Below are 25,513 nucleotides of genomic sequence, written 5' to 3'. Positions count from 1 at the left end.
CGGGCCAGGCCCAGGACTGGCGCTTGATCAAACCTACGGACCAACCATGAACGAGACCAAAAACGTCGGCACGCCGGAGCCCTTTTCGCTGGCGGCGCGCTCCAAGAGCTTCGGCTACGCCATCGCGGGCATCGTCTTCATGCTCAAAACCCAGCACAACGCCTGGCTGCACCTGATCGCGACCATGATCGTGGCTGGAATGGCGTTCTATTTCAAGGTCAGCGCGGCCGACTGGCGCTGGCTGGTGGTGGCGATGGTCGCGGTGTGGGTGGCCGAGACCATCAACACGGCGGTCGAATACGTCTGCGATGTTGTCTCGCCGGGCTACGCGATCGCCGTCAAGCATGCCAAGGACATCGCGGCCGGCGGCGTGCTGATCGCCGCCGTCGGCGCGGTGCTGATCGGCGCGCTGACGTTCTGGCCATATTTCTGACCAGGTGGCGCGCCGGCTCTAGGCCTGGCGCTGGGCGGCGTCGCGCCGCTCGCTGTAGCGGTCGACCAGATAATCGCTGCGCTCGCGCACCAGCAGCGTGAACTTGAACAGCTCTTCCATCACGTCGACCACGCGGTCGTAATACGGCGACGGCTTCATGCGCCCGGCCTCGTCGAACTGCTCGTACGCCTTCGGCACCGACGACTGGTTCGGAATCGTCACCATGCGCATCCAGCGTCCGAGCAGGCGCAGGGTGTTGACGGTATTGAACGACTGCGAGCCGCCCGATACCTGCATCACCGCCAGCGTGCGTCCCTGGGTCGGCCGGGTGGCGCCGACTTCGAGCGGAATCCAGTCGATCTGGTTCTTCATCACGGACGTGATGGCACCATGCCGCTCCGGGCTGCACCATACCTGCCCTTCCGACCAGAGCGACAACGCGCGCAATTCGGCCACCTTGGGGTGCGTGGCCGCTTCGCTGTCGGTCACGGGCAGGCCATGCGGATCGAAAATGCGCACTTCGGCGCCCATGTGGGCCAGGATACGCGCCGCTTCTTCGGTGAGAAAGCGGCTGAACGAGCGCTCGCGCAGGGAGCCGTACAGCAGCAGGATGCGCGGCGGATGGTCGAAGCGCACCGGCGGTGCCAGCTTATCCCCGGTCGGCAGGTCGAACTGCGCTTCGCTCAGGTTGGGCAGGGTCATATCCATTCAGGCTTCCTTTGGTGGCAGGATGTCGAGTACAAGGTCGCCGGGACGGCACAGGCGCACACCGAGCGGCGTGACCACGAACGGGCGGTTGATCAGGGTCGGATGCGCCACCATGGCGTCCAGCAGGACATCGTCGCTCACGGCCGCATCGGCAAGGCCAAGATCGGCATATTCAGGTTCCTTGGTGCGCATGGCGTCGCGCACGCCAAGCCCCGCGCGTGCAATCAGGTCGGCCAGCACGGCGCGCGTGGGTGGCTCGGCAAGATAGTCGACGACATGCGGCTCGGCGCCGCTGGCGCGTATCAGTTCCAGGGCGGCGCGCGAATTGCTGCAGCGCGCATTGTGGTAAATGGTGATGGTCATTGAGGGCTTTCGGGAAGTGTCGGGCGAGTGCACGGCGCGCCGCTGCAGCAGTTCTCGGTCAGGAAACCGATCAGCGCATTCATCGTCGCAAAATCGGCGGCGTAGATCACGAAACGGCCGTCCTGGCGCGCCGTGACCAGCGCCGCATGCGTCAGTTCCTTGAGATGAAACGACAGCGACGATGGCGCGATGCCCAGCTGCGTGGCGATGTGGCTGGCGGCCATGCCGCTTGGCCCGGCCTGCACCAGCAGGCGAAACACCGCCAGGCGCGATTCCTGCGCCACGGCGCTCAGCGCCGTCAGTGCCTGCTTGGTTTGCATGATGGGATATCCACGGATTCGATCATTCAATAATAATCGAATTATGGAATCGGCGCAAGCGCTCACCCCGCAGCGCAGGAAGGTCAGGCCACCGCGGCAAGCAGCAGCACGCCCGCGGCACCGATTGCCGCGCCGGCCAGCCGCGTCACGCGCGCCCTGCCGGCCGCATAGCCGGCTGCCAGCAGCACAGCACTCGCACTAAGGAAGCCCGCGGCGCTGGCCACGCCGAGCAGTTCGCGGCCGTGCGCCTGGCCGTGCAGCAGCGCGAAGCCAGCCACCAGCGCCATCGCCAGCGCGGCCGGCACGCGCGCGGCGCCCGCCAGCAGCGCGCCGATGAGCACCACGGTGGCCGCCAGCCCTGCCTCGATCGGCACGCCCACCTGTACGGCCGCGCCCAGCGCCATCATCAATACGAACACCGGCAACAGCGCGCCCCTGCCCTGCTGCCGGCTCCACAAGCCAACGCCCAGCATGGCCAGCAGATGATCGATGCCGCCGAACGGATGCGCAAGGCCGGCCGCGAAACCGGCCACGACGTCGTGTCCCGGATGGGCTGCGGCGGGCAGCGCGAGCAGGCACAGTGCAAAGGCGAGTGTCTTTTTCATTGCGTGTTTTCTCCTGATTTGGCATCGAGCAGGCCCTGTTCGCGGATGAAGGCCACAACGGCCTCCACGCCTTCGCCGCTGCGCAGGTTGGTGAAGATGAAAGGACGCTCGCCGCGCTGGCGCCGCGCGTCGTGCGCCATGATGTCGAGATTGGCCCCGACGTGCGGCGCCAGGTCGGTCTTGTTGATGATCAGCAGATCGGAGCGCGTGATGCCGGGGCCGCCCTTGCGCGGTATTTTCTCGCCGCCGGCCACGTCGATCACATACAGGGTCAGGTCCGACAGTTCGGGACTGAAGGTCGCCGCCAGGTTGTCGCCGCCGGACTCGATCAGGATCAGGTCCAGGTCGGGAAAGTCGGCCTGCATGCGCGCGATGGCTTCCAGGTTGATCGAGGCGTCCTCGCGGATCGCCGTGTGCGGGCAGCCGCCCGTCTCCACGCCCATCAGGCGCTCGGCCGGCAGCGCCCCGGCGCGCAGCAGGATCTCCATGTCTTCGCGCGTGTAGATGTCGTTGGTGATGACCGCCATGTCGAACTGGTCGCGCATGCTTTTGCAAAGCTTCTCGCACAGTGCCGTCTTGCCGGAACCGACCGGGCCGCCAATGCCGACCCGCAGGGGATTTGATGTCATGCCTTCTCTCTCTTCCTTAATAATCATGATCGGTACAATCTGCCGTGCTGCACCTCGTGCCGCATCGACAGCATGGACAGGCCGGGCGACCAGTTCGACATGGCGTCGTCGCCCAGCGTTTGTGCGCGCCGCGCCGCCTGTTCGATCTCGCCGCGCAGCGACAGCAGCATGCGCTGGCCCGCCACCTGCCCAAGCGGAACCGACTTGACGCACACCAGCACCTGGTTCTCAACCCAAGAAAACAGCATCGCCAGCAGCGCTTCCTCATGCGGGATGCCGAGCGCGTCGACCGCGCAGGCAAACGCGGTCGGCAGCGCCACCTCCGGCCCCAGCGCCGCCACGCCGGCCACGCCCAGCTCCGCGATCAGGCGCGTGAGCGAGTAGCCCATCTGGATCGTCTCTGCGCGGAACTCCGCGCTGTCGCGCGAGGCCAGGAAACGTTCGCTCCACAAGGCGACCGATGCGTGGTCGTGCGCCTCGAACGCCTTGAGCAGGCGCCAGAACAGGGGCGCATCCCACTGCGCGACGACTTCGTCCAGGTGGCGCGCGATCCACGCACGGCCGCTGTCGGCATCAGTGACCAGGCCCGCCTCCAGCGCCGCTTCCAGCCCTTGCGAATAGCTGTAGCCGCCAATGGGCAGTGCCGGGCTGGCAAATTGCAGCAAGTGCAGCAGCGCGCTGGCGTTCATGCCGGCGCCGGATCGCTGGGCCGGTGAATCTTCTGGCGTAACGGCACCGGTGCAAGCAGATGGCCGTCATGGCCGTGGCTGTGCCCTCCACCGGCATACGCCCCCGCCTCCGGCTCGAACGGCGCGTTCTCCTGCACCACGCGCGCACCGAGTCCCTCCACCATTTCCTTGAGCACCGGGTCGACCCGGATGCGCAGGAAGCCGTCGCCGATCTGCGCCTGCGTATGCCGGTTCCCCAGGTGGAAAGCGCAGCGCGCCATGGTCAACGGGGTGTCGCAGTGGACCACGTAGGTCGGTTCGCTGGCCGCGACGACGCGCACCACGCGCTTCTCGGCACCGGTCAGCAGCTCGCCGTCGCGCAGCACCGTGCCGCGCACCATGAACAGCGCCACTTCGTCGCCGCCGGCGAGGCGTGCGCGCAGGCGGCATTTTTCGCGCTGGTCGTAGGCCAGCACCAGTTCATCGTCGACGCGTTCGGCGTGCGCCAGCTTGGTGTGCAATGTCATCATCGTAGGGCCTCTCAGAACAGGAAATAGCGCTGCGCCATCGGCAGCACGGCGGCCGCCTCGCAGACCAGCAGCTGGCCGTCGGCGCGCACTTCATAGGTTTCGGGATCGACTTCCATATGCGGCGTGGCGCCGTTGTGGATCATGTCGCGCTTGCGCAGGTGACGCATGCCGTGCACGGGAATGAGCGTCTTCGTCAAACCCAGTTGCGCGCCGATGCCCGCGTCGTAGGCGGCCTGCGAGACGAAAGTAAAGGATTTGTTCAGGCCGCCGCCAAAGGCGCCGAACATCATGCGGTAGTGCACCGGCTGCGGCGTGGGGATCGAGGCGTTCGGGTCGCCCATCTGGGCCGCCGCGATCATGCCGCCCTTGACGATCAGCGACGGCTTGACGCCGAAAAAGGCCGGCTTCCAGAGCACGATATCGGCAATCTTTCCCACTTCCAGCGAGCCGACCGCGTGCGACACGCCATGCGTGATGGCCGGGTTAATCGTGTACTTGGCGATGTAGCGCTTGACGCGAAAGTTATCGCTGCGCGACGAATCGGGCGCGAGCGGCCCGCGCTGCTGCTTCATCTTGTGGGCGGTCTGCCAGGTGCGCATGATCACCTCGCCCACCCGCCCCATGGCCTGCGAGTCGGACGACATCATCGAGATCGCGCCCAGGTCGTGCAGGATATCCTCGGCGGCGATGGTCTCGCGCCGGATGCGCGACTCGGCGAACGCCACGTCTTCCGCAATGGCCGGGTCCAGGTGATGGCACACCATCAGCATGTCGAGATGTTCGTCGAGCGTGTTGACGGTGAACGGGCGGGTCGGATTGGTTGACGACGGCAGTACGTTGTCCTGCCCGACGGCGGCGATGATGTCCGGCGCATGGCCGCCGCCTGCGCCTTCGGTATGAAAGGTGTGGATCGTGCGGTCCTTGAAGGCGTCCAGCGTGGTCTCTAAAAAACCGCCTTCGTTGAGCGTGTCCGAATGCAGGGCCACCTGCACGTCCATGCGCTCGGCCACCGCCAGGCAGTTATCGATGGCGGCCGGGGTGCTGCCCCAGTCCTCGTGCAGCTTCAGGCCGATGGCGCCGGCCAGCACCTGTTCCTCCAGCGGCCCTGGCAGGCTGACGTTCCCCTTGCCCATGAAGCCCAGGTTCATCGGAAAGGCATCGGCCGCGCCCAGCATCGCGTGCAGGTGCCAGGGCCCGGGCGTGCAGGTGGTGGCCGCGGTGCCGGTCGCAGGCCCCGTGCCGCCCCCGATCATGGTGGTGATGCCGCTCATGAGCGCTTCTTCGATCTGCTGCGGGCAGATGAAGTGGATGTGCGTATCGACTCCGCCGGCGGTGACGATCATGCCCTCGCCGGCGATGATTTCGGTGGCGCCGCCGATGGCCATGATCACGCCGGGCTGCACGTCCGGGTTGCCGGCCTTGCCGATGGCGGCGATCAGGCCGTTTTTCAGGCCGATGTCGGCCTTGACGATACCCCAATGGTCGACGATGACTGCGTTGGTGATGACGGTATCCATTACGTCGGCGTGCAGCCGCTGCGACTGGCCCATACCGTCGCGGATGGTTTTACCGCCCCCGAACTTGACCTCCTCGCCATGGATGGCGAAGTCGCGCTCGATCTCGATGAACAGGTCGGTGTCGGCGAGGCGGATGCGGTCGCCCGTGGTGGGTCCGAACATGTCGGCATAGGCGCGGCGGCTGATCGAGGGCATGCTAGTTGCCTCCGTGCGGCGGCAGTTCGCCCATCACCAGGCCGTTAAAGCCGAAAACCATGCGCGCGCCGCCAAGCGCCACCAGTTCCACGGTGCGCTGCTGGCCGGGCTCGAAACGCACCGCGGTGCCGGAGGCGATATTGAGCCGCATGCCGATCGCCGCGCTGCGCGCGAACTGCAGCGCCGTGTTGACCTCGAAGAAGTGAAAATGCGAGCCGACCTGGATCGGCCGGTCGCCGCTGTTTGCCACCACCACGGTGCGGGTGGCGCGGCCGGCGTTGAGCTCAATGTCGCCGTCGGCCAGCAGGTATTCGCCAGGTATCATCGTCATCTGCGCTCTCAGGCAATGGGGTTGTGGACGGTCACGAGCTTGCTGCCGTCCGGGAAGGTCGCTTCGACCTGGATGTCGGGGATCATCTCGGCGATGCCGTCCATGACGTCGGCGCGGGTCAGGATGGCGGCGCCTTCGGACATCAGCTGCGCCACCGTCTTGCCGTCGCGCGCACCCTCCATGATGGCCGCGCTGATCAGCGCCACGGCTTCCGGATAATTGAGTTTGAGGCCGCGCGCCATGCGCCGTTCGGCCAGCAAGGCGGCGGTGAAGATCAGCAGTTTGTCTTTTTCGCGCGGAGTCAGGTCCATGGATCGTGTTCTCTTGTCTAGGTATTCCAGATGCGCGGCAGCGGCGCGGCGCGCCCGAGCAGGTGCGGGCGCAATAACTGCCACACGGAAAAAATGGCGCGGCGCGCGCTTTCGCTGTCGTTGCCCAGGTAGCGCGCGACGAACACCGATTTGACTTGGGTGATGCCAAGTGCCGGGTCGAGCGCGCGCATGGCGTCGATCAGGGCGCCGCCGGCCGGCTTGCCGACACCGACCAGGGTGGCGCAGACGCTGGCGCCGTTCAGCCCCAATGGACTGTGCATGGCGGCGCTGCCACCAATCAGCGCGCCCTGCTCCCACCACAGCAGCTTGCCGCCACGGCGAATCTGCGTGTGCTGGGTGATGGTGCCGTTATCGAAAGTTTCGCCCGAGGCGCGCCGGCCGAAGCACAGGATGTCGCAGCCGATGTAGCAGGCGTTCGCCGCCAGTTCCACCCGTTGTTCCAGCGCCACGTGGGCGCCGTTGAAGAAGATGGCTTCCTGCGGCATCCATTCGACCGCCGCGCCGGTGCCGGCCTCGATCAGCACATCCTGGCGCGAGATGTTGCCGTTGGCGCGATACCATTTGGCGGCGCCGGGTGACGTGAGAAAGGCGTGACTGGCGTCGCCCGCAGCCACGCCCACCGACAGCCGGTCGCCGCCCACCACGCCGCCGGGCGGGTGCACGACGATGGCGTGGCAGACGCGCGGACCTTCCGGATACAGCGGTTTTTGCACGCGCAGCGGCCCGCTGTGGACACGCTCGATCAGGCGCGTGGTGCCCGCATCGTCGGCGAAGCGCAGCCGCAGGCTGGCTTGCCATGCACTCTGGGTCGGATCGGTCTGGTGGCAATCTCGCATACCTGTCGAATGAGCAGGATGCGTGCCAGCGCGCGCGGCACGTTCACGGTGCGGCGCGCCCGCAACGGGTGATCAGGCGCACCGCGACGGCGCGCGTGCACCGGCTTGGTGCGTTCGACGCGTTTTCAGCGTGCAGCTAGAACTTCACGCCCATCGACACCGACAGCACATCGCGGTCGACCTGGGTGTTGTAGACGCCGCCCCACACCGGCAGGTACGCTACCTCGGCCACGTAGCGCTTCAGGTATTCCATCCGCAGGCCGATGTTCATCGTGCGGCGGCCCTCGCTGAGCACGAAGTCGTACGACCATCCCTTCACTTCATGCTGCAGCTGCGCCCAGGCGTGCAGGTTCAGCCCTTTGAGCACCTGCGCCATGCGCGCGTCCACCCGCACGCGATAGGCATGCGCGGTCGGGCTTACGTAGCCGTCGGCGCTGCACTGGCGGGCGGCGTCGCTGCTGGTGACCTGGCAAGCCCCGTTGACGGGACCATTGCCATACTGGTCGGCGCGGCCGTAGCGCCGCACTGTGGGATCGGGCAGCCCGGCGACATGCTTGACCACTACCTCGCCCAAGGTGCTGACGGCAATCCCTCCCAGCATGGGCCAGTCCTGCTGCACACCCGCCTGCAGCTGGAAGGTACGATAGCGGTCGTAGGTGTGATACAGCGCACCTGGGGCGAGCGCATCGACATCCTTGCGCAGCAAGGTGACGATCGCCGGATTGAGGAACGCCGGCAAGGTGTCTCCTGGCGGAAGCTGGATCGGCTGATTCGGACGGTAGGTCAGCTCCCCGAACAGGCTTCCATGCGCGCGCCGGTGCGCAAGCGTCAGCGATGTCATGCCGATGCCGCCCGGGTATTCGGTGAAGTAGCGCATATTCTTGCCATCCGGGTCGCCCGCGATCAGGCCCGTGCCGGTCCGCTGTGCCTTGCGCACGCCCGGCAGCGGGTTGCGGCTGGTGTAGCGCGCATGATACAGGCCCACATCCAGGGCCAGCGGAGCGGACTTCCAGGTCAGCGCGGCGCCGTACTGGCGCTCGTCGACCGGATCGGGATTATCCATGCGCTTGACGAAAGCGCCGCGCGCCAGGCGTACCCGGTCGCTGACGGGCATCGGTCCGGCAAAGGCCTGGTTGCAGCCTTGCGCAACGTAGTCGGTGGTGGCCCAGAAGGTGCCGCACAAATCCATCGCCGATGGCCGGAAGCGGAACTGGTAAAAACCCTCGATCCCGACACCGCTGGGCGCCTCCACGCGCGCGAACAGCATGGGCGCGGGCACCAGGGATTCCTGCGGCACGGCGTCGGCGCGCCGGCGCGCAGGGAAGTCGACCGCGTTAATGGCGGACAGGCCGCCCGGAAAACCGCCGCGCTCCCCCCACGCCAGCGATTGCTGCCCCAGGCGCGCGAGCATGCGCGCGCCATCGGCCTGCGCACTGTGCTGGACGAAAACGTCGCCTAGCGCGACGCCCGAAAAACGCGACAGGCGCGCGCCGCCGGCGTCGTCGAGCGGCCTCCCGGCGGCGTAGCCATTGATGCTGTTGCCCCAAGCGCGCTCATGGTCGCTCAGGGCGAAATCGTGCCAGGCCTTCACGCGCACCAACGCACTGAAACCGCCCTCGCCGGCCGTCAGGTCGATATAGCCCTTGAGCGTGCGCGAGACGGCATCCCCACGCCGGAAGTTCAGGTTGGCGTCATCGCTGTTCTGGCCCGCGCTGGCAACCCCGGACAGACCCACGGCCGCCGCGTTATACGGAACCAGCATGTGCGGCGCCGATGCCTCGGTGCGAAAGCTCGCGCCGAAGCCGAGCCGCCCGCTGACATTGGTTTCCAGCGCGTACGCCGGCGTTCCCGCCAGGGCGGCAAGTGTGAAAGCGGCGTGAAAGTGCCGACGCCTGGGTCGATGCATGTGAAAGCCTGTCATAAGTTGCACGAAGGCGTCGCGCCGGCTAAAGATCCGCCGGCACGCGCCACTCTATTTACTTTTGGTTACAAGCTCAATTTAACACGGTGATTGGCGCTTGTCACGGTGCTCAGGTACCCCATACATCGGCTTCGGTAAAGCCCAGTTCCGCGAAATCCGGCGCCCGGTCTTCGCTCTCGCCACGGCTGTAGAATTCGTCGAGCTGCGGGGGCTCGACGCTGGTCCCGGCGAGCATCGCGTGCACCTGCCCACGGTGGTGGATCTGGTGCTGGAACAGGTGCGCCAGCAGGCGCGCGGGCGTGTCGAGTTTGAGCCCGTCGTCGCGCAGGATGCCGACGTCGCGTGCGAGGATGGCCTCGTCGAGCTGGCGGCAATAGGCGATCAGGCGCTGGTCGCACATTTTTTGCGCGGCCCACAGCTCGGCGCAGGTGGCAAACGGTTCTTCCGGCTCGAAAAAGGCTGCACAGTAGTCCGGATGCGGCCCGTCGCCGCGCGCCGCGCGTTCCATGGCGTCGATATAGAACCAGTCGACCGTCAGAATATGATTGAGCGTCATTTTGATCGACGGGAAAAAGCTGGTGCGCGTGGCCAGTTCAAACTCTTCCTGCGACAGTTGGGCGCAGGCGCGCAGCAGACGGTGATTGGCCCAGGCGTTGTTGTAGGCCTGTGCGATCAGGTAGCGCGAAAATTGACTCATGATGTGACGTTATGAAGTTGACGTAAGAAGCTAAGCGGAGGCGCCATACAGCACCTCGGCGCGCTGGAACAGGATCCACGAGGTCGCGATGTATTTGTCGCCGCTGCGCGCCACGTGGCCCTTGTGCGAATGGGTAAAGCCGGCCGGCGCGATGATCAGGCGCCCCTGGCGCGCTTCGATCTTGCGCTTCTGATAGTAGAACTCCGTCTCGCCGCCCTCTTCCACATCGTTCAGGTAGAACTGGAACAGCAGCGCGCGGTGCAGGCTCTCGCAGCTCGCGTTCTGCGGGTAAATCTCGGAATGCCAGTGATGATAGCCGCCGCTGGCCTGTGCGTATTTTTGCACGTTGATTTGGCCGGCGCGGTACATGGTGCGCATCAGCTCATCGATATGGGCGGTACCGCATTCGTCGAAATTTTCGGGCGACAGCGTCACCGGCTCGCCGGTGACCGGATGGATCACCTGCGGGGACAGCGCGCCAATGAGCATCATGCGGTATTTGTTCATGTAGGCGCACAGATGCTCACGCACCGCCTGCATCATGATGCCCGCCACGTCCCGCCACTCCTCGTGCGCCGAAATGGTCAGGTCGTAGCTGTCTTTCTTGGTCGTGTCGACGCCGTTGCCGGTCTTGCCGCGCACAACCTTGCCGCTGGCGCCGAAGCGCGCAATGATGGCCGCGCACTGCTCGCGCGTCAGGGCATTGTCGTAAATCTCGATGAAGTCGTCCAACGTCGGTCTCCGGATCTGATTTTTCTGATACCGGCATAGTACACAAGGCGCGGCGCCGGGTCACTAGTCCGATTACACGGCGACGTTCCATTCCAGGCCATGCGGCAGGGTGCGCGGGCCGAATACGAAGTGCAGCACCCGGCGCCGGCTCTGCCCGAGCGCCTTGGACGACGCATGCAGCAGCAGCGGGCGCATCACCAGCGCGCTGCCGACGCCGGCGATGCAGGCGACGGCCGCGGTAACAGCGCGAACGGCGGGCAGGTCGGCTGGCGCAATCACGCCCGCGCGGTGCGACCCCGGCACCACGACCAGCGGGCCGTCGCCGGCGCTGCACGGGTCCAAGTGCACGCGCACGGCCACCAGTTCCCGCAGCAACGCCGGCGGCGCCTGCACGAACACGGCGCCTTCCTTGACCGACCAGCCGCGCAGAGCGGGCGCATCGACGCGCGCCGCCACCGGAATGCTCAGGTCCTGGTGCATCGGCACCAGCCAGTTGCGGCCCGCCGACTTTTCAAAGTAGGTGCACTGCACCGCCAGCGCATCGGGGTCCAGGCAGGCGGCCAGCGCAGGATCGGCGCGCAGGCGCGCGGCCAGCGCGGCGCACCACGGTTGCGACAGCAGGCAGCGCGTGCCGCCCGAGGCCGACGCAACCGGTTGAACCAGCTCGCCCAGCCGCGCGCATTCGGCCGGGGACAGCACGGCGGGCGCCAGCGCATAGCCCATCTGGTCGAACTGCGCCATCATTTGAGCGCCAGCGCGTCCGACGCCATCGCCGCGCTCAGGAAAATTTTGCCGTTGATCGCGCCAATCAGGTCGCTCGTTTTCAGGCGGTCCATGACCGGCCCCTTGACTTCGGCCAGATGCAGGCCGATGCCGCGCTGGCGCAGCGTCAGATTCAGCTCGCCCAGGCCGAACAGGGCCGACGTATCGATCGAGCTGACCGCCGTCATCACCAGCACCAGGTGGCGGGTGGCCGGATGCAGCGCCAGCTCGTCTTCGATGCGGCCGTTGACCGCTTCCACATTGCCGAAAAAGAGATTGGCGTCGATGCGCAGCATCAGCACGTCGGGCACGGTGCCGGCCGGGTAGCGTTCGATATTGCGGAAATGCTCGGTGCCGGCGATACGGCCCAGTACCGCGATATGCGGACGACTGGCGCGCCAGATCAGGGTGCCCAGCGAGAGCAGCACGCCGAGGATGACGCCGTAGTCGACGCCCAGCGCGATCACGCCGCCGGCCGTCGCCAGCAGGGCCAGCGCGTCGCCGCGGTCGTAGCGCCACGCGGTGCGCAAGGTATCCAGTTCCAGCATGCCCAGTACCGCCACGATAATGGTGGCGGCCAGCGCGGGCAGCGGCAGCAGCGCCAGCCAGCCGGTCGGCGCGACCAGCGCCAATGCCAGCAGCACGCCGGTGATGATGCTCGCCAGCGGCGTATTCGCCCCAGCCGCGAAGTTCACGCCCGAACGCGACAGGCTGCCGGTGACCGGCAGGCCGCCCGTGAGCGCACTGCCGATGTTGGCCACGCCCAGGCCGACCAGCTCCATATTACTTTGCAGTTTTTCCTGGCGCTTGAGCGCGAGCGTTTGCGCGGCCGACATCCCCAGCAAAAAGATCATGAAGCCGATCAGCAGCGCCGGCTGCAGCAGCGCGCGCCAGTGGGCACTGGACGTGGCCAGGTTCAGGCCAGGCAGGCCGGAGGCGACGTCGCCGGTGCACTGCACGCCCAGCGCCGGCAGGTCCATCACGCCCGACAGCAGCGTGGCGCCAAGCACCACCAGCATGGGAGCGAGGCGCGCGCCAATGTCGGCAACGCCGGTCGGCAAGCCTGCGCGGCGCAGCAGCGCTGCCAGGTAGTATTTTGCCAGCAGCAGCAAGGCGATCGCGCCACCGCCCAGCAGTGCGCTGGGCACGTGCACCTGCGGCAGCGCGCCCCCGGCCAGCACCTTCAACTGGCCGAAAGCGATCACGATGGCGGCGCCGATGGTGAACCCGCTCATGACCGGACGCGAGAAAAAGTTGGCCACGTAGCCGAGCCGCAGCAGACCGCACAGAAGCAGCACCGCGCCGGAAGCGAGTGCCAGTTGGGCGGCGAGCACGATATACAGGCCGGAGCCGGGCGCGGCGAGCGGCGCCAGGGCGGCCGCCGTCATGAGCGAGATGATCGCCATCGGGCCGACCGACTGGGTCATGCTCGATCCGAACAGCGCGTACAGGATGGGGGGAAGAATGCTGGCGTAGATGCCGGCGACAGGCGGCAGGCCGGCCACCAGGGCGTAGGCCATCCCCTGCGGGATCATCATGAGGGCGACGACAATGCCGGCGCTGATATCACCGGGCAGCAACGCGCGCCGGTAGTTTCTTAACCACTGCAGCATGCCCACTTGATCTGTTTATCCTTTGCGCCGATGATGGGGGATTATACCGCCCCGCGTCGCTCCCGCCGAGTGCCGCCTTGGCGCGGGAGCGGCGGGGGTTTGCGGCAGCGGCCAAGCTTACGACATCGCCAGCTCCACGCAGTTGCGTCCCGCGCGCTTGGCGCGTCCCAGCGCCGCATCGACCCGCAGCATCAGCCCGTCGGCGCTTTCCTGGTCGGCCAGCTGCCCCACGCCGAGCGATATGGTAAGGCGGTCGCAGCCCGCGATATCGGTCTGGGCCACCGCCATGCGGATTTTCTCGGCGATCTTGAGTGCGTCGATCGCGCTGTTATGCGGCACGATGATCAAAAATTCCTCGCCGCCCGAGCGTATCAGCACGTCGCTGGCACGCAGCACCGACTGGGTCACCTCCGCCACCGTGCGCAGCGCGGCATCGCCCACCGGATGGCCAAACTGGTCGTTGATGGCCTTGAAACGGTCGATGTCGAAGCCGATCAGCGCGAGCGGCACCTTGTAGCGGCGGGCGCGCTTGATTTCCAGTTCGAGCAGGTGCTCGCCGTGGCGCCGGTTGGCCACGCCGGTCAGCGCGTCGACCGTCGCCAGGTGCGTCACGCGCCCAAGCAAGGCTTCGTTCTCGCGGCTCATCGCGGCCATGCGCAGGCCGAAGCCGGCCAGCTGCGCCAGCGCCACGAACGAATCGAGTTCCTCGCCGCTGAACTGGCGCGCGCGCGCGAACATCAGGCACAGCGACCCGGCCAGGGCGCTGCCCGGCCCGGATCCCAGCGGCAGCCCGATGACCGTCTCCACACCCTTGTCGACCAGCGAGAGTGCCAGTTCCGGCTCGCCGGCCTTGGCCGGCGCGTCGAGCAAGGCCATCTCGTTGCTGCATGCGGCGACGAGGCCCGGAAAGGCATGCCGCAGCGGCGACTGCAGCAGCCGGTCGCTGCGGTGAAGCACCCGCGCCAGATTGAGGCCCGTGGGCGAATACTGCGCTTCGAGCTGCAGGTCGCCCGGCACATCCATCCGGAACAGCGACGCGTGCACGGCGCCGGAAGCGTCGCACAGCGCCACGCAAATCTGTTCGGCCACGTTGGTAAGGTCGTCCACATCGACCAGCGCCTGCTGCAGCCGGGTTCTCAAGGCCAGCAGCGAGCGCAGGTCGTCCGCATGCGTTTCGGGCGCGCTGGGCGCGGCCAGCTGCGCCGTGATCGCGGCACGCAGGTCGGTATCGTCGAGCGGCGAAATGGCGTACGCCAGCGGACCGAATTTCATCAGCGCGGGCAGCCAGCCGGCACTGATGAAAGGACACAGGAGCAGCACCGGCGCACCGGCGCGGCACGCGATCAGTTCACCGAGCCCGTCGAGATCGAAACTGCTGTCGAACCGTTCAAGGTCGATGATGAGAAGGTCGACCCGCTCCTGGCCCAGCAGGACGGTGGCCTGCTCGGTGCCGTCGGCGATGAACAGGCGCGCGAACATGTCGGCGTACATGCCCTGGAAATCGACCCGACGCTGTCCTACCGGATTCAGATAAAGTCCAATCTGCTGCGCCATCGGGTCTCCTTGAGCACGAAAATATGCGGCATAAATACGCAGTGGCAACATACCTTGCGTCCGCCCGCCGTACAGTTTGCCATAAAGCACCAGAGCGGCATACAGCAACACGTGCGGTGTGTGCGCGGGCGCACCGTCAGTGCGACACCAAGATCAGATACTTCTCGTTCAAACGGAGGAAGCACCATGGCAAATACGGATGAGAACGGACTGAATTCACAGGTCGAGGCGGTCGCCGACAAGCAACGCGCAATCCAGAGCAGGCAGGATCAGAAAGACGCCTCGGCCAGCAAGGAAGAAAGCAAGGAGGCGGTGCAAACGGGCGGCCCGGTGCAGCCAGCGCCGCCGCTGCCGTCGCAGCATCTGGTCAAACCCGGCATCGAAGCGTCGATGGAACTCAAGCCGCGCTTCATGGCCGAAGGCTACAAGGGCAGCGGCAAGCTGCAAGGGCAGACGGCCGTCATCACCGGCGGCGACTCCGGCATCGGGCGCGCGGTTGCCGTGCTGTTCGCGCGCGAAGGCGCCGATGTGGCGATTTTCTACCTGAACGAGCACGAAGACGCGCAGGAAACCAAGCGCTGCATCGAGGCCGAAGGCCAGCGCTGCATCACGGTGGCGGGCGACGTCAAGGATATGGCGTTCTGCAAGGAAGCCGTCGACAAGGTCGTGGCCGAATTCGGCCGCCTTGATGTGCTGGTCAACAACGCCGCCTTCCAGGAACATGCGGAGTCGCTGCTGGAGCTGACCGAAGAGCGCTTCGACGAAACCATGCGCACCAATATCTACGGCTACTTCCACATGGCCAAGGCCGCCCTGCCCTATCTCAAGCGCGGCGCGGCGATCATCAATACCGGGTCGGTCACTGGGCTGCAGGGTTCGGGCAAGCTGCTCGATTACTCGGCCACCAAGGGCGCGATCCACGCGTTCACGATGTCGCTGGCGTCCAATCTGCTGGACCAGGGCATCCGCGTCAATGCAATTGCGCCGGGACCGGTATGGACGCCTCTCAATCCGGCCGACCAGCCGCCGCAGAAGATCGTCAAGTTCGGGCAGAGCACCGACATGCGTCGTCCGGCCCAGCCGGAGGAGCTGTCGCCGGCATATGTGTTCCTGGCCTCGGCGGTGTGTTCGAGCTATATCACCGGCATCGTGTTGCCGGTCACAGGCAGCGTAGGCAGCTAAGGAAAGGACCGGCATATGGGACGCAGTCTATGGAAAGGCGCAATCAGCTTCGGGCTGGTGCATATTCCGGTCGAGATGTATCCTGCCGTGCGCGACAACGCGCTCGACCTGACCATGCTCGACCGCCGCGACTTCTCGCCGGTCGGCTTCAAGCGCTATAACAAGGGGAACAACAAGGAAGTGGTCTGGGACGATATCGTCAAGGGCTACGAGTACAGCGACGGCGAATACGTCGTGCTGTCCGAAGAAGACCTGCGCCGGGCGAACCCCGAGGCCACCGGCACCATCGACATTTTGGCGTTTGTCGACGCCGAAACGGTACCGCTGCTGTACTACGAGCAGCCCTATTATCTGGCGCCCGGCAAGGGCGGCGACAAGGTGTATGCGCTGCTGCGCGAAACCTTGCGCAAGGTCGGCAAGATCGGCATCGCCACGGTGGTCATCCGCGTCAAGCAGCATCTGGCGGCGCTGGTGTGCGAGGGCGACACGATTGTACTCAACACGCTGCGCTACAGCGACGAGATTCGGCCGACCGATGAACTGAAGATCCCGACCGCCAAGTCGAAAACCGCCGCCATCTCGGACAAGGAACTGAAGATGGCGATGGCGCTCGTCGAAGGCATGAGCGAAGACTGGGAGCCGGAGCAGTACCACGACACCTACCGCGAGGACATCCTGGCGCTGGTCGAGAAGAAGGTCAAGGCCAGGCAGACCAAGACCATCACCATGCCGGAGAAGGAAAAGGCGCCTGCCAGCAAAGGCAACGTCATCGATCTGGTGGCGCTGCTGCAGCAAAGCCTGGGCAAAAAGCCCGGCAAGGGCAAGGCGGCCAACGACGATCAGGATGGCGGCGAGGAAGAGGAAGCGCCGGCCAAACCGCGCAAGACGGCATCGAAAACCACGGGCACCAAGGCGGTAGCCAAGAGCGCGGCGAAGCCGGCGGCCAAGGCCAAATCGGCACCGGCCAAGGCTGCGCCGGCCCGGCGCAAGGCCGCGTAGTATCCCGACAGGAGACGCATGGAAGAGATTTTTGCTTTACTCGAGTGGCCGGCGATGGCGATCAGTCTTGCCGCCGCATGGTGGATGGGGTCCAAGAAGCCCGGCAAGCGCATCGTGGCGTTCTGGATGCTCATCGTCGGTAACCTGATGTGGATCGCCTGGGGTTGGGGCGAAGCCGCGTGGGCGCTCATCGCGCTCAACGTGGGGCTGCTGGCCCTCAACGTGCGCGGTATTCGCAAGAACGAGGATGCCTGACTATCTGACACCAACGATAATCATGTGATAATGTTAATTGCTTCGCAGCGCAGTTGCCGATATAAAGCTGCCACTATTTAACAGGACATCACCATGAAATTTGCCACCATGGCAGCCGCCGCGCTGTTCTCATTGACCACCGGCGCGGCGCTTGCCGACGTTACCGAACAGGACGCCATTCAAGCCCAGGTTGCCTCCGCGATGGCGTCCGGCGACTACGCCCTCGCAAAGTGCCCCAAGCTGAGCGTCGACAAGGAACGCCTCGCCGAACAGATTAAAAAATCCGGCAAGACGGCGGAACAATTGCGCGCGACGGAGGAATACGCCGAACAACGCAATGTGGTCGAGACCATGGCGAAAGGCGAAAAAGGCTTTATGGTGTGCATGGTGCTGTCGCGCGCGCACGGGGGATATGGCCGCGGCATCATCGTCGAAAAAGAATAGGGGCGCGCATCGCAAGACCGAGCGCGACTCGTCATGTCATGGCGGCCGCGCTGCCGGTCTTGCGGCATTTCTACCCAACTCTGCCGAACGGCGATTGTACAAACCTATCGCTCAAATAAATTTAATTGCCTTTGACTAAATAGTTGACTCATCTACACTCCTCGCATCGAATCACCACTGAGGAGTTGCAAGCATGAGCCAAGACCAACAGATCACTACCGCCGCCGGCATTGCGGTCGCCGACAACCAGAACTCCATCAGCGCCGGTCCACGCGGGCCCTTGCTGCTGCAGGACTTCCACCTGATCGAAAAACTCCAGCACTTCAACCGCGAGCGCATTCCCGAGCGCGTGGTACACGCCAAAGGGTCGGGCGCCTACGGCACCTTCACCGTTACGCACGACATCCGCCACTTCACCAAAGCGAAACTATTGAGCGAAATCGGCAAGAAAACCGAGACCTTCGCCCGCTTCTCCACCGTTGGCGGTGAGCGCGGCAGCGCCGACACCGAACGCGACCCGCGCGGCTTCGCCCTGCGCTTCTACACCGAAGAAGGCAACTGGGACCTGGTTGGCAACAACACGCCGATGTTCTTCATCAAGGACCCGATCAAGTTCCCCGACTTCATCCACACTCAAAAGCGCTGCCCGCGCAGCAACCTCAAGTCGGCGCACATGATGTTCGATTTCTGGAGCAAGGCCCCGGAAAGCCTGCACCAGGTGACGATGCTGTTTTCGGACCGTGGAACCCCGGACGGCTACCGCCACATGGACGGTTTCGGCAGCCACACCTATAGCCTGATCAACGCCGCCGGCGAACGTGTCTACGTCAAGTGGCACTTCAAGACGCGCCAGGGCATCAAGAACCTCTCGGCGGCCGACGCGGCGCGCATCGCCGGCGAAGATCCGGACTACGCCCAGCGCGACCTGTTCGGCGCCATCGAACGCGGCGAGTTTCCGCAGTGGGAAGTGCGCCTCCAGGTAGCGACCGAGCAGCAGCTGGAGGACTGGGAAGCGCGCACCGGCTGGAATCCGTTCGACCTGACCAAGGTCTGGCCGCACCGCGACTTCCCGCTGCACCCGGTCGGCATCTTTGAACTCAATCGCAATCCCGACAATTACCACGCCGAAGTCGAACAGGTGGCGTTTTCGCCGGCAAACGCGGTGCCCGGCATGGGCTATTCGCCGGACAAAATGCTGCAAGGCCGCCTGTTCGCCTACCACGACGCCCAGTTGTACCGCGTCGGCACCAACCACCAGCACCTGCCGGTCAATGCGCCACGCTGCCCGTTCCACAATCAGCAGCGCGATGGCACGATGGCGGTGCACAACGGCGGGGCGGCGCAGAACTACGCCACCGTCAACGCCGGGGGCAGCGCACCGCGCGGCATGGGTCACGGCGAACCTGAGCTCGGCCTGCGCGGCGGCGCCGGCCGCTTCGACGGCCGCGGCATGGAAGACGACTACACCCAGGCCGGCAATCTGTTCCGCCTCCTGACCCCACAGGAGAAACTGAACCTGTGCGCCAACCTGGCCGGGCCCCTCAGCCAGGTCAACGATGAAATCCTGCAGCGCCAGCTGGCGCACTTCGACAAGGCCGACAGCGCCTACGGCGCCGGCGTACGGGCCGCGCTGAACATCAGGTAAGCGCCGTGCGCGCGGGCTCCCGAGGCCCGCGCGCACCAAACGTCAGTGCTTCTTGAAGCCCAGCTTCTTCATGGCGGCCGTCAGCGTCTTGGCGGCCTTGGCGTAACCGGCCCACGGTTCATTGCCGTGGTCGAGCCGCGTGTGCACGTTTTGCACGGTCCACTGCGCGCCCGACTTGAGGCCGGCCAGTTCATCCCACCCAACCGGCACCGAAATCCCCAGCCCCGGCCGCACGCGTGCCGACCACGCGCATGCCGTGGTGGCGCCGCGCCCGTTGCGCAGGTAATCGATGAAGATCTTGCCGACCCGGTTTTTCGGCCCGCTCTTGAACGCAAAGCGATCCGGCAGCGTGGCGGCCAGATGGCGCACCACTTCCTGCGAAAAATCCTTCACCGTATCCCAATCGAGCCCGCCCTTGAGCGGCACCACCACGTGCAAGCCCTTGCCGCCGCTGGTCTTCAGAAAACACGGCAGCCCCAGTTCTTCCAGAAAAGCGTGCATCAACTGCGCTGCTTCCTGTATGGCGGCCCAGTCGACGCCCTCGCCCGGGTCCAGGTCGAACACCATGCGGTTGGGCGTCTCGTAGCTCTTGCCGATCGCGTTCTGGGTGTGAAACTCCACCACGTTCCACTGCGCCGCCGACAAAATGCCACTCGCGCTGCCCACTTCCAGCATCGGCGGATGCTCGGGATCGAGCGCCGGCTCCATCTGCTTCACGCCGGGCAGCTTGCCTACCTCCGCGTGCTTCTGGAAAAACAGCTCGCCCCCCACGCCGGACGGCGCGCGCACCAGCGAGACCGGCCTGCCCTTCAGGTGCTCCATCATCAGCGGGCCGACCAGCGCGTAGTAGCGAATCAGTTCGATCTTGGTGGTGCCGCTTTGCTCGTCGATTACCCGCTCGCCATTGGTCACCTTCAGGGTGGCCGGCAGCTTGTTCTCCAGCGCCGCCGGTTCCGCCTTCCTGGTTGCGGCCCTGGTTTTGGGTTTGGCCGCCGTCGTTGTTTGCGTCTGCATCGTATCCTCCACATGTTTGGCCACTTCGCGCCGGATATCCTTGGCTGGCTTGTCGCTGCGCAGGCCCTGGAATACGGCGTGGCGAATTGCCCCCGCACTGGTCCACTCGGCAAAGCTGACCTCCGCGATCAGCTTGGGCTTGACCCAGTGATGCTTGCGGCCCGCCACCGCCTTGGGCGGAAACGGGCTCTCGTCGGTATCGAGGGCGCTTAATTTGTCTTTCAGGTCGCGCAGCACGGACTGGGTGAAGCCGCTGCCGACGTTACCGGCGTACTGCAACACGCCATCCTTGTCGTGGGTCCCGAGAAGCAGCGAACCGATGCCGGCGCGCGAACCCTGCGGGTCGGTGTAGCCACCGATGACGAATTCCTGGCGTTGGCCGCATTTGAGCTTGATCCAGTCGGGCGAACGGCGCGTGACATAGCGCGAGTCGCGCCGCTTGCCGATCACCCCTTCCAGTCCCAGCTTGCAGGCGGCTACGACCAGTTCCTCGGGGTCGGTACCGAATTCGCTTGAGAAGCGCACCGCCTCGGACGCCCCCTTTTCCAGCGCGGCGCCGAGCAGCGCGCGGCGCGCTTCGAGCGGTACCTCGCGCAGGTCGTAGCCCTTGAAGTACGGTGCATCGAACAGGAAGTACACGATATCGGCGGTATTGGAGCCATCGAACGCCAGCTGCAGCAGGCCAAAGCTGGGCCGGCCGTTCTCGTCATGCACCACGATCTCGCCGTCGTACCAGCCATCGGGCAGCTTGAGTTTGACAAGTTCTTTTTGCAGCGGTTCGAGCTTGTGGGTCCAGTCGTGGCCATTGCGGGTGAACAGCTGCACCTGTTTCCCCTCGATCCGGGCCAGCAGGCGATAGCCATCGAACTTGACCTCGAAGATCCAGTTGGCAGCATCCGACGGCGGCTGGTCGACCAGGGTGGCCAGTTCCGGCGAAAGCGTCGCCGGCAGCGCGGCCTTGACCGCTGCCTCGGGCATGCCACGGATACTGGTCTTCGGCGCAGGTTTTGCGGGCGCTGCCGCCCTCGCCTTCGATTTGACCGCTTTGGCACCCGGCATGGGCAGTTTGCTGACGCTGTCGGGCAGCTCGTCGACGACCGAGAACTCGGCGGCGGGCCTGGTGTAATCGTCCTTCTCCTTGATCAGCAGCCAGGGCTCCTGCTTTTCGCCCTTGCCCTTCATCCGCACCAACACCCACTTGCCGTGCATTTTATGGCCGTGCATTTCGAACTTGAGGTTCCCGCTCTCGTAGCCCTTGCGCGGATCGTCGAGCGGCTGCCAGGTGCCCTTGTCCCAGATGATCACCTTGCCGGCCCCATACTGCTTCTCCGGGATCGTGCCCTCGAAGCTGGAGTACGATATCGGATGATCCTCGACGTGGACCGCCATCCGCTTGTCCTTGGTGTCGTAGCTGGGCCCCTTGGGCACCGCCCAGCTTTTCATGGTGCCGTCCAGTTCCAGCCTGAAGTCGTAGTGCAGCCGGCTGGCCCAGTGCTTCTGGATGACGAAGGTCAGCGCATCGGGCGCCGATTCGCCGCCTTCGGCCGGTTCGGTCGTAATCGAGAAATTGCGCTTGGACTTATAGACCTTCAATGCATCCGGCATGGCGGCGACCTTTGCTTTGTGTTTTTTTGCCGAGTCTAGAGCCAGGCGGGCCGGACGACTGTTCGCCAGCTAACTGAGCCGATTGTAAGTAGTTGTAAATCGCGTCAACTGATGCGAATGTGGCCGCGTTAGTGACTCTGTAGCACCCAAGAATAGCTCCACCATATAACCACACTGAGGAAACACCATGAAAAAAGTTATCGCATCGCTGGTCGCCGGTCTGTTCGCTACCTCGGTTTTCGCCCAGGCTCCTGCCGCTCCTGCTGCCACCGCACCAGTAGTCAAAGCTGAAGCTAAAGAAACGAAAGCAGTCGCCAAAGCCGACGCAAAAGAAGCCAAAGCCGATGCCAAAGCTGATGCAAAAGTAGAAAAAGCGCACGCTGAAGCCAAGTCGGACGTCGCTGAAGCCAACGCCGATGCCACCAAATCGAAAGCCAAAGCACGTGCCAAGGCTAAAAAAGCCAAGGCAGAAGCCAAAGCCGACAAAGCTGTCGACAATGCAGAAGCCAAAAAAGACGCAGCAATGAAGTAAGTTGTCCCGGTAGTGAGAAGAAAAAGACAGGGCGCCTGTCTTTTTTTTCGTCCGCATTTTCATGCGCATCTCGTCAAATTTCATGAGGAAACAAGTTTTCGCCGGAGAAATGTGTGCGGTGCATTTTTTCACGCCTTTTCCAACCCCTTTTTGCCCGATGCTCCGTTTCACAGGCAATGCCGGTGTCACCGGCCAACCGGAGCTTGCCATGTTCAACCGATTCCTTAGCGCGGCGCTGCTGTTGCTCGCCTGCCCCCTCACCCACGCAACCCGGTTCATGCCTGAGCCACGGCCGGTGCGCCTGATGCCGACGCAAGCGGCGACCCAGCCGATCGAGCTGCAGCAGCTGACCGTCAATGCCGTCGTCAGCGGCAACATGGCCCAGACCACCGTGCGCATGGTGTTCTACAACCCGAACCCGCGCCAACTCGAAGGCAATCTGCAGTTCCCCCTGCTCGAGGGCCAGCAGATCAACGCCTTCGCGCTCGATATCGGCGGCAAGATGCGCCCTGCGGTTCCGGTCGAAAAGGAGCGGGGCCGCGCCGTGTTCGAGGAAATCGTCCGCCGCCGCGTCGATCCGGCCCTGCTCGAAGTCACGCAGGGGAACAACTTCAAGCTGCGCGTGTATCCGATCATGGCGCGCCGTACGCGCACGGTGGAGCTGACCTACGGTGAAGCGCTGCCCCACAATGGCGGCCTGTCCACCTACCGGCTGCCGCTTGAATACGGAAAGGTGCGCAACATGGACGTGACCATCCGCGTGAACGGTGCCGCCACGGCACCAGTGGTGGACGGCCTTGAAACCGGTCTGCATTTCGAATCCAGGGCGGGCGCATACGAAGCCCACATGCGGCGCCAGGACGTGACGGCCAGCGGAAACATCGTTATCCAGACCGGCACCGGCAGCAAAGCGCGCCTCTACACGGAGAAACGCCTCGGCGAATCGTGGTTCCTGGCCGAGATACCGGTTGCGCAAGCCATGGAGCGGCGTACGCCGGCGCACATCCTCGGCCTGTTGTGGGATAGCTCCGGATCGGCCGAGAAACGCGACATCAACGCCGAACTGGCCAGCCTCGATCAGTACTTCCGCGCGCTCGGATCGGTACAAGTGCGCCTGACACGTTTGCGCGACCGCCCGGAAGAACGGCAAGTGTTCGATATCCGTGGCGGCGACTGGAGCGCACTGCGGCGCGCGCTGGAAAGCACCCGATACGACGGCGCCAGCGCACTCAATGACTGGAAGCCGGACGCGGATGTCGACCAGTACCTGCTCTTCAGCGACGGCCTGTCCAACTACGGAGCGGGCAAAGCGCCCGTGCTGGCGCCGCACCAGTCGCTGTTTGCCCTGACCTCGTCGCCGTCGGCCGATACCGGCCGCCTTGCCGCGCTGGCTGAACGCCACCACGGCCGGTTCATCTGGATCGATCAGCGCGCACCGGCCAGCATGACCGCTGCGCTGACGTTCATGCCGGCGCGCGTCGAACATGTGTCGGCGACCGGCGCGACCGACATTCAAGTCGGCACGGGCACGGCCGAAGGCGGCATGCTGCGCATCGCAGGGCGCTTGCTTGCGCCCGACGCCGCCTTGTCCGTCACGCTGGCAAACGGCGCAAAGACCGACATCGTCAAACTGCAGGTGAGCGCCGACGCGCCGCAGCATCCGCTGGCCGCATTGACATGGGCGGCGCTGCGCCTGCGCGCGCTGGAAGCGGACGCCGACCTGCATCGCGCCGAAATTGCCCGCATCGGACGCCGCTTCGGCATCCCGACGCGGGATACGTCGCTGATCGTGCTTGAGACGCTTGACGACTATGTGCGCTACGAGATCGAGCCGCCGGCCGACTACCTTGACGCCTGGCACAAGCGCAAGGAGCTGCTCAGCGCCGACCGTCGCGCCGCGCGGGTGAAGCACCTTGACGAGGTAGTGATGAGTTTCCAGAACCGCACGGCATGGTGGAATACCTTGTTCCCACGCGCGCGGGCGAAGGCCGCGCCGGAGTTCAGCCAGGGATACCTGCGGGGTGCGATGCCGGCGCCAGCGGCTTCCGCGCCACTGGCGGCAAATGTATCGGGCGAACTGGCGAGGTTTTCACCGGCAGCGGATGCAAAGATGGCGTTCAAGCCCGCATTGCAAAGACTGACGAGTGAAAAAATGAGCGAGAAAAGCATGCCCGCTATCGGCATGGGCCTGAAAAAATGGGTGCCGAACGCGCCCTACATCAGGCGTTTGCGCGACGCCGATCCGGGCACCGCGTACGCCATCTATCTCGACCAGAAACCGGACTACGCCAACAGCAGCGCCTTCTACCTCGACGCCGCCGACATCCTGCTGGAGAAAGGCCAGCGCGACCTGGCGCTGCGGGTGCTGTCCAACCTGGCCGAGATGGACCTGGAAAACCGCGCGGTGCTGCGCATCCTCGGCTATCGCCTGCTGCAGGCCGGTGCGCCGCAACTGGCGGTGCCGGTATTCGAAAAGGTGCTGCGCCTGGCAGGTGAAGAACCGCAGTCCTGGCGCGACCTCGGCCTGGCGCTGGCGGCCACCGGCCGCACTCAGGAAGCGATCGACACGCTGTACGAGGTCGTCGAGCGCCCCTGGAACGGCCGTTTTCCGGATATCGAGACCATCGTCCTGGCTGAAATCAACGCCATTGTCGCGGCGTCGGCAAAGCCGCTGGACGTGCGCCGCATCGACCCGCGCCTGCGCGCCAACCTTCCGCTCGACTTGCGCGTGCTGCTCACGTGGGACGCCGACAACAGCGACATGGACCTGTGGGTGACCGCGCCGGACGGCGAAAGATCGAGCTATGAGAACCGGATGTCGAGCCGGGGCGCGCGCATGTCGAACGATTTCACCGGAGGCTACGGGCCGGAGGAGTTTTCGCTGCGCCGCGCCGCGCCAGGAAAATACCGGATCGAGGCAAACTACTACGGCAACAGCCAGCAGGTGGTGGCGGGCGCCACGACCTTGCAGGTCAAGCTGTTTACCGCGTTCGGTACGCCGCGCCAGAAAGAGCAGTCCATTACGCTGCGCCTGAAAGAGCGCAGCGAAACGGTGTTTGTGGGCGAATTCGAGGTCAAGCCTTGATGAGTC

The 25,513-nt window shown here is 65.0% G+C and carries 26 protein-coding genes; 8 read left to right on the top strand and 18 right to left on the bottom strand.

All coding sequences use genetic code 11. The features are described 5' to 3' along the window. The first annotated feature begins 46 nt into the window (after window positions 1-46). Window positions 47-433: a diacylglycerol kinase family protein gene (locus RBA40_RS24650; RefSeq protein ID WP_306650748.1), complete on the top strand. Its 387-nt coding sequence runs from the start codon at window positions 47-49 to the stop codon at window positions 431-433. Window positions 434-451: 18 nt separating this feature from the next. On the opposite strand, the gene arsH is transcribed toward RBA40_RS24650, so the two are convergent. The 17 genes from arsH to RBA40_RS24565 all read right to left on the bottom strand — a co-directional run bounded on the left by arsH (window position 452) and on the right by RBA40_RS24565 (window position 14,746). Then, the gene (arsH, locus tag RBA40_RS24645; RefSeq protein ID WP_374710547.1) at window positions 452-1,141 is read right to left on the bottom strand and encodes an arsenical resistance protein ArsH; all 690 of its coding nucleotides are present in this window, start codon (window positions 1,139-1,141) and stop codon (window positions 452-454) included. Then, window positions 1,142-1,504, bottom strand: coding sequence for an arsenate reductase (glutaredoxin) (arsC, locus tag RBA40_RS24640; protein WP_306650746.1), 363 nt, complete (start codon window positions 1,502-1,504; stop codon window positions 1,142-1,144). It lies immediately after the preceding gene. Continuing rightward, window positions 1,501-1,824, bottom strand: coding sequence for an ArsR/SmtB family transcription factor (locus RBA40_RS24635; protein ID WP_306650744.1), 324 nt, complete (start codon window positions 1,822-1,824; stop codon window positions 1,501-1,503). Before RBA40_RS24635 ends, arsC begins: the two co-directional genes overlap by 4 nt. Window positions 1,825-1,907: 83 nt before the next feature. Next, window positions 1,908-2,429 carry a HupE/UreJ family protein gene (locus RBA40_RS24630; protein ID WP_306650742.1) on the bottom strand — a complete coding sequence of 174 codons (522 nt, stop codon included), beginning with the start codon at window positions 2,427-2,429 and terminating at the stop codon, window positions 1,908-1,910. Beyond that, the gene (gene ureG / locus RBA40_RS24625) at window positions 2,426-3,058 is read right to left on the bottom strand and encodes an urease accessory protein UreG (RefSeq protein ID WP_306650740.1); all 633 of its coding nucleotides are present in this window, start codon (window positions 3,056-3,058) and stop codon (window positions 2,426-2,428) included. The genes RBA40_RS24630 and ureG overlap by 4 nt, the downstream gene beginning before the upstream one ends. Window positions 3,059-3,081: 23 nt before the next feature. Next, window positions 3,082-3,747 (bottom strand): urease accessory protein UreF, encoded by a 666-nt coding sequence (locus RBA40_RS24620; protein WP_306650738.1) that lies wholly within the window; start codon window positions 3,745-3,747, stop codon window positions 3,082-3,084. Continuing rightward, entirely contained in the window at window positions 3,744-4,256 is a 513-nt protein-coding gene (ureE, locus tag RBA40_RS24615) for an urease accessory protein UreE (protein WP_306650737.1), read from the bottom strand. Before ureE ends, RBA40_RS24620 begins: the two co-directional genes overlap by 4 nt. A gap of 11 nt (window positions 4,257-4,267) precedes the next feature. Beyond that, a complete protein-coding gene (gene ureC / locus RBA40_RS24610; RefSeq protein WP_306650735.1) occupies window positions 4,268-5,968 on the bottom strand; it encodes an urease subunit alpha in 1,701 nt (566 codons plus the stop codon). A gap of 1 nt (window position 5,969) precedes the next feature. After that, window positions 5,970-6,293, bottom strand: a complete 324-nt coding sequence (locus tag RBA40_RS24605) for an urease subunit beta (protein WP_306620628.1) — start codon at window positions 6,291-6,293, stop codon at window positions 5,970-5,972. Between the two features lie 14 nt (window positions 6,294-6,307). Next, window positions 6,308-6,610 carry an urease subunit gamma gene (locus tag RBA40_RS24600; RefSeq protein WP_306650733.1) on the bottom strand — a complete coding sequence of 101 codons (303 nt, stop codon included), beginning with the start codon at window positions 6,608-6,610 and terminating at the stop codon, window positions 6,308-6,310. Window positions 6,611-6,627: 17 nt separating this feature from the next. Next, window positions 6,628-7,467 carry an urease accessory protein UreD gene (locus tag RBA40_RS24595; protein ID WP_306650732.1) on the bottom strand — a complete coding sequence of 280 codons (840 nt, stop codon included), beginning with the start codon at window positions 7,465-7,467 and terminating at the stop codon, window positions 6,628-6,630. A gap of 136 nt (window positions 7,468-7,603) precedes the next feature. After that, window positions 7,604-9,373, bottom strand: coding sequence for a DUF1302 domain-containing protein (locus RBA40_RS24590; protein WP_306650730.1), 1,770 nt, complete (start codon window positions 9,371-9,373; stop codon window positions 7,604-7,606). Window positions 9,374-9,497: 124 nt separating this feature from the next. Next, the gene (locus tag RBA40_RS24585; protein ID WP_306650728.1) at window positions 9,498-10,085 is read right to left on the bottom strand and encodes a DinB family protein; all 588 of its coding nucleotides are present in this window, start codon (window positions 10,083-10,085) and stop codon (window positions 9,498-9,500) included. Window positions 10,086-10,115: 30 nt separating this feature from the next. Then, window positions 10,116-10,817, bottom strand: coding sequence for a 2OG-Fe(II) oxygenase (locus RBA40_RS24580; protein ID WP_306650727.1), 702 nt, complete (start codon window positions 10,815-10,817; stop codon window positions 10,116-10,118). Window positions 10,818-10,889: 72 nt separating this feature from the next. After that, the gene (locus tag RBA40_RS24575; RefSeq protein ID WP_306650726.1) at window positions 10,890-11,561 is read right to left on the bottom strand and encodes a phytanoyl-CoA dioxygenase family protein; all 672 of its coding nucleotides are present in this window, start codon (window positions 11,559-11,561) and stop codon (window positions 10,890-10,892) included. After that, a complete protein-coding gene (locus RBA40_RS24570; RefSeq protein WP_306650725.1) occupies window positions 11,558-13,192 on the bottom strand; it encodes a SulP family inorganic anion transporter in 1,635 nt (544 codons plus the stop codon). The genes RBA40_RS24575 and RBA40_RS24570 overlap by 4 nt, the downstream gene beginning before the upstream one ends. A gap of 117 nt (window positions 13,193-13,309) precedes the next feature. Further along, window positions 13,310-14,746 carry a GGDEF domain-containing protein gene (locus tag RBA40_RS24565; RefSeq protein ID WP_306650724.1) on the bottom strand — a complete coding sequence of 479 codons (1,437 nt, stop codon included), beginning with the start codon at window positions 14,744-14,746 and terminating at the stop codon, window positions 13,310-13,312. A 186-nt stretch (window positions 14,747-14,932) separates the two neighbouring features. Between RBA40_RS24565 and RBA40_RS24560 the strand changes: the two genes are divergently transcribed. The 5 genes from RBA40_RS24560 (at window position 14,933) to RBA40_RS24540 (ending at window position 19,271) form a co-directional block, all read left to right on the top strand. Beyond that, complete coding sequence (locus RBA40_RS24560; protein ID WP_306650722.1) at window positions 14,933-15,928, top strand: SDR family oxidoreductase; 996 nt, start codon at window positions 14,933-14,935, stop codon at window positions 15,926-15,928. Between the two features lie 15 nt (window positions 15,929-15,943). Further along, window positions 15,944-16,927: a non-homologous end joining protein Ku gene (gene ku, locus RBA40_RS24555; protein ID WP_306650721.1), complete on the top strand. Its 984-nt coding sequence runs from the start codon at window positions 15,944-15,946 to the stop codon at window positions 16,925-16,927. A gap of 18 nt (window positions 16,928-16,945) precedes the next feature. After that, entirely contained in the window at window positions 16,946-17,182 is a 237-nt protein-coding gene (locus tag RBA40_RS24550; protein WP_099878681.1) for a hypothetical protein, read from the top strand. A gap of 108 nt (window positions 17,183-17,290) precedes the next feature. Continuing rightward, a complete protein-coding gene (locus tag RBA40_RS24545; RefSeq protein ID WP_306650720.1) occupies window positions 17,291-17,626 on the top strand; it encodes a hypothetical protein in 336 nt (111 codons plus the stop codon). Window positions 17,627-17,819: 193 nt separating this feature from the next. Beyond that, window positions 17,820-19,271 (top strand): catalase, encoded by a 1,452-nt coding sequence (locus RBA40_RS24540; RefSeq protein ID WP_306650718.1) that lies wholly within the window; start codon window positions 17,820-17,822, stop codon window positions 19,269-19,271. A gap of 42 nt (window positions 19,272-19,313) precedes the next feature. Here RBA40_RS24540 and ligD read toward each other — a convergent pair whose 3' ends face one another. Next, window positions 19,314-21,890 (bottom strand): DNA ligase D, encoded by a 2,577-nt coding sequence (gene ligD, locus RBA40_RS24535; RefSeq protein WP_306650717.1) that lies wholly within the window; start codon window positions 21,888-21,890, stop codon window positions 19,314-19,316. Between the two features lie 187 nt (window positions 21,891-22,077). Between ligD and RBA40_RS24530 the strand changes: the two genes are divergently transcribed. Both RBA40_RS24530 and RBA40_RS24525 read left to right on the top strand, forming a co-directional pair. Beyond that, window positions 22,078-22,422 carry a hypothetical protein gene (locus RBA40_RS24530; RefSeq protein WP_306650715.1) on the top strand — a complete coding sequence of 115 codons (345 nt, stop codon included), beginning with the start codon at window positions 22,078-22,080 and terminating at the stop codon, window positions 22,420-22,422. Window positions 22,423-22,630: 208 nt separating this feature from the next. Next, a complete protein-coding gene (locus RBA40_RS24525; protein WP_306650714.1) occupies window positions 22,631-25,507 on the top strand; it encodes a DUF2135 domain-containing protein in 2,877 nt (958 codons plus the stop codon). Window positions 25,508-25,513 lie beyond the last annotated feature (6 nt).

Source organism: Massilia pseudoviolaceinigra (assembly GCF_030846505.1).
Taxonomy (GTDB): Bacteria; Pseudomonadota; Gammaproteobacteria; order Burkholderiales; family Burkholderiaceae_D; genus Telluria_A; species Telluria_A violaceinigra.
Note: the sequence above shows the minus strand (reverse complement) of the source record. Positions and strands in the feature narration are given on the sequence as shown.

What these genes read in the sequence shown, in the direction of transcription:
- RBA40_RS24620 (WP_306650738.1), bottom strand. Translation starts at nt 3,747, where the DNA reads ATGAACGCCAGCGCGCTGCTGCACTTGCTGCAATTTGCCAGCCCGGCA.
- ureG (WP_306650740.1), bottom strand. Translation starts at nt 3,058, where the DNA reads ATGACATCAAATCCCCTGCGGGTCGGCATTGGCGGCCCGGTCGGTTCC.
- RBA40_RS24575 (WP_306650726.1), bottom strand. Translation starts at nt 11,561, where the DNA reads ATGATGGCGCAGTTCGACCAGATGGGCTATGCGCTGGCGCCCGCCGTG.
- RBA40_RS24595 (WP_306650732.1), bottom strand. Translation starts at nt 7,467, where the DNA reads ATGCGAGATTGCCACCAGACCGATCCGACCCAGAGTGCATGGCAAGCC.
- arsH (WP_374710547.1), bottom strand. Translation starts at nt 1,141, where the DNA reads ATGGATATGACCCTGCCCAACCTGAGCGAAGCGCAGTTCGACCTGCCG.
- ureE (WP_306650737.1), bottom strand. Translation starts at nt 4,256, where the DNA reads ATGATGACATTGCACACCAAGCTGGCGCACGCCGAACGCGTCGACGAT.
- ligD (WP_306650717.1), bottom strand. Translation starts at nt 21,890, where the DNA reads ATGCCGGATGCATTGAAGGTCTATAAGTCCAAGCGCAATTTCTCGATT.
- RBA40_RS24545 (WP_306650720.1), top strand. Translation starts at nt 17,291, where the DNA reads ATGGCAGCCGCCGCGCTGTTCTCATTGACCACCGGCGCGGCGCTTGCC.
- RBA40_RS24590 (WP_306650730.1), bottom strand. Translation starts at nt 9,373, where the DNA reads ATGCATCGACCCAGGCGTCGGCACTTTCACGCCGCTTTCACACTTGCC.
- RBA40_RS24530 (WP_306650715.1), top strand. Translation starts at nt 22,078, where the DNA reads ATGAAAAAAGTTATCGCATCGCTGGTCGCCGGTCTGTTCGCTACCTCG.
- RBA40_RS24585 (WP_306650728.1), bottom strand. Translation starts at nt 10,085, where the DNA reads ATGAGTCAATTTTCGCGCTACCTGATCGCACAGGCCTACAACAACGCC.
- RBA40_RS24540 (WP_306650718.1), top strand. Translation starts at nt 17,820, where the DNA reads ATGAGCCAAGACCAACAGATCACTACCGCCGCCGGCATTGCGGTCGCC.
- arsC (WP_306650746.1), bottom strand. Translation starts at nt 1,504, where the DNA reads ATGACCATCACCATTTACCACAATGCGCGCTGCAGCAATTCGCGCGCC.
- RBA40_RS24525 (WP_306650714.1), top strand. Translation starts at nt 22,631, where the DNA reads ATGTTCAACCGATTCCTTAGCGCGGCGCTGCTGTTGCTCGCCTGCCCC.
- RBA40_RS24550 (WP_099878681.1), top strand. Translation starts at nt 16,946, where the DNA reads ATGGAAGAGATTTTTGCTTTACTCGAGTGGCCGGCGATGGCGATCAGT.
- RBA40_RS24650 (WP_306650748.1), top strand. Translation starts at nt 47, where the DNA reads ATGAACGAGACCAAAAACGTCGGCACGCCGGAGCCCTTTTCGCTGGCG.
- ku (WP_306650721.1), top strand. Translation starts at nt 15,944, where the DNA reads ATGGGACGCAGTCTATGGAAAGGCGCAATCAGCTTCGGGCTGGTGCAT.
- RBA40_RS24630 (WP_306650742.1), bottom strand. Translation starts at nt 2,429, where the DNA reads ATGAAAAAGACACTCGCCTTTGCACTGTGCCTGCTCGCGCTGCCCGCC.
- RBA40_RS24635 (WP_306650744.1), bottom strand. Translation starts at nt 1,824, where the DNA reads ATGCAAACCAAGCAGGCACTGACGGCGCTGAGCGCCGTGGCGCAGGAA.
- RBA40_RS24605 (WP_306620628.1), bottom strand. Translation starts at nt 6,293, where the DNA reads ATGATACCTGGCGAATACCTGCTGGCCGACGGCGACATTGAGCTCAAC.
- RBA40_RS24600 (WP_306650733.1), bottom strand. Translation starts at nt 6,610, where the DNA reads ATGGACCTGACTCCGCGCGAAAAAGACAAACTGCTGATCTTCACCGCC.
- RBA40_RS24560 (WP_306650722.1), top strand. Translation starts at nt 14,933, where the DNA reads ATGGCAAATACGGATGAGAACGGACTGAATTCACAGGTCGAGGCGGTC.
- ureC (WP_306650735.1), bottom strand. Translation starts at nt 5,968, where the DNA reads ATGCCCTCGATCAGCCGCCGCGCCTATGCCGACATGTTCGGACCCACC.
- RBA40_RS24565 (WP_306650724.1), bottom strand. Translation starts at nt 14,746, where the DNA reads ATGGCGCAGCAGATTGGACTTTATCTGAATCCGGTAGGACAGCGTCGG.
- RBA40_RS24570 (WP_306650725.1), bottom strand. Translation starts at nt 13,192, where the DNA reads ATGCTGCAGTGGTTAAGAAACTACCGGCGCGCGTTGCTGCCCGGTGAT.